This is a genomic window from Acidisphaera rubrifaciens HS-AP3, from assembly GCF_000964365.1.
Classification (GTDB): Bacteria; Pseudomonadota; Alphaproteobacteria; order Acetobacterales; family Acetobacteraceae; genus Acidisphaera; species Acidisphaera rubrifaciens.
The window spans coordinates 1-1,162 of sequence record NZ_BANB01001070.1; the positions used below are offsets into that span (position 1 = coordinate 1).

General features: G+C 65.9%; 1 protein-coding gene. It reads right to left on the reverse strand.

Annotation, left to right across the window (positions count from 1 at the left end):
* Positions 1 to 310: 310 nt before the first annotated feature.
* On the reverse strand, positions 311 to 1,162 hold an 852-nt coding region (locus tag B8460_RS20080), incomplete at its 5' end, for an efflux RND transporter permease subunit (protein ID WP_048863401.1).

The following is a 1,162-nucleotide window of genomic DNA, read 5'->3' on the forward strand; positions in this document are numbered from 1 at the left end:
TATTGGGGAAGATGTCGGTGGGCGTGCGGATGGCCGCGAGCGTGCCGAAGATGACGATGACGAGGGCAAGCACGATGAACGTATAGGGTCGCTGAAGAGCGATCCGGACCAGTGCGACCACGCGTCAGCCCCCGTCTGGTAATGGGTCGCCGGGCGCGCCGCTTGGCCCGCGGCCGCGCCCGGATACGCCGCCCAGCCATGCTGCGCTGCGGCGGCCGGAAACTAGGTCGGTCGCACGGTCACGTGCCACTAGATTAATCTTTAGCGATATCAAGCCTATGCGAGCCCCTGTATGCCTGTCTGACATGCGTCACGCGCCGATCGGCGTTGTATGCCGGCCGACACCGCTTTGGACCTGCCCCACGCGGCGGTGGACGATCGAGAACACGGTGGGAACAAAGAACAGCGTGGCGATGGTCGCGCAGATCAGGCCCCCGATCACGGCCCGTCCGAGCGGGGCGTTCTGATCGGTGCTCAGCGCCATCGGGCCCATGCCGATGATCATGGCAAGCGCCGTCATCAGCACCGGACGGAAGCGGGTGAAACCGGCCTGCAACGCCGCCGCCACCGCGTCGCCGCGTTCGGTGAGCTGTTCGCGGGCGAAGCTGACCACCAGGATGCTGTTGGCGGTGGCCACGCCCATGCACATGATGGCACCGGTGAGGGCCGGGACCGACAGGGTGGTCCGGGTGATGAACAGCATCCAGACGATCCCGGCGAGCGCCGCCGGCAGGGCGGTGATGATGACGAAGGGGTCGATCCAGGACTGGAAGTTGACGACAATCAGCAGATAGATCAGCACGATCGCGAAAGCGAGGCCGCTGAACAGCTGGTTATAGGCGGCCCGCATCGTGTGCGCCTGACCGCGCAACACCACGAGCGAGCCTTTCGGCGCCTGGCCCCTGGTCTCGTCCAGCACGTCCTGGACATCGGCGGTCACGGCGCCGAGGTCGCGGTCCTGCACGGCGGCATAGATGTCGACCACCGGTTGGACATTATAGTGTGACACGACCCCGGCGGTCTGCGTGCGCGAGACGGCGGCGATGGCGCCGAGCAGCTCCATCCCCGTCGGCGCGGTGACCGGGACGTTGTTCAGCTCCCCGATCGTGTCGACATAGAATTGCGGCGTCTGCACGACGATCGGATAGGACACGCCGTTCTT